This window comes from Clostridioides sp. ES-S-0001-03, assembly GCF_020676075.1.
In the GTDB taxonomy this organism is placed as follows: domain Bacteria; phylum Bacillota; class Clostridia; order Peptostreptococcales; family Peptostreptococcaceae; genus Clostridioides.
Genome location: NZ_JACVWJ010000036.1, coordinates 1 through 542, shown reverse-complemented (window position 1 = coordinate 542; position 542 = coordinate 1). Strand labels below are relative to the sequence as shown.

At 50.0% G+C, this 542-nt stretch carries 5 tRNA genes; all 5 read left to right on the top strand.

Features of this window, described 5'->3' with window-relative positions:
* Window positions 1–38: 38 nt before the first annotated feature.
* The 5 genes from IC174_RS20750 to IC174_RS20730 all read left to right on the top strand — a co-directional run bounded on the left by IC174_RS20750 (window position 39) and on the right by IC174_RS20730 (window position 506).
* A tRNA-Leu gene (locus tag IC174_RS20750) sits at window positions 39–122 on the top strand.
* Between the two features lie 30 nt (window positions 123–152).
* Window positions 153–229: transfer RNA gene (locus tag IC174_RS20745), tRNA-Arg, on the top strand.
* Between the two features lie 7 nt (window positions 230–236).
* A tRNA-Gln gene (locus tag IC174_RS20740) sits at window positions 237–312 on the top strand.
* Between the two features lie 17 nt (window positions 313–329).
* Window positions 330–402, top strand: a tRNA-Lys gene (locus tag IC174_RS20735).
* A gap of 15 nt (window positions 403–417) precedes the next feature.
* A tRNA-Ser gene (locus tag IC174_RS20730) sits at window positions 418–506 on the top strand.
* The last annotated feature ends 36 nt before the right edge of the window (window positions 507–542 follow it).

The window sequence follows — 542 nt, the reverse complement described above, 5'->3', positions numbered from 1 at the left end:
CGGTGGTTCGAATCCACCATCCTCCACCAAAAAAATGCGCGGATGTGGCGGAATTGGCAGACGCACTAGACTTAGGATCTAGCGCCATTGGCGTGGGGGTTCGACTCCCTTCATCCGCACCATTTTTTATTTAATTTATACATATTTATTGTGGGTGCATAGCTCAGCTGGATAGAGCAACGCCCTTCTAAGGCGTGTGTCCGGGGTTCGAATCCCTGTGCGCTCACCACATATATTGGGGATTAGCCAAGTCGGTAAGGCACATGACTTTGACTCATGTATGCGTAGGTTCAAGTCCTGCATCCCCAGCCATTAAATATTAAAGTTAAGGTTCATTAGCTCAGCTGGCAGAGCACCTGACTCTTAATCAGGGTGTCCCGAGTTCGATCCTCGGATGAATCATTGGAAGTAGAATATGGAGAGGTGTCCGAGTGGTTTAAGGAGCTGGTCTTGAAAACCAGTGACTTCGAAAGGGGCCGTGGGTTCGAATCCCACCCTCTCCGCCAAATGCCCAGATAGCTCAGTCGGTAGAGCAGGGGACT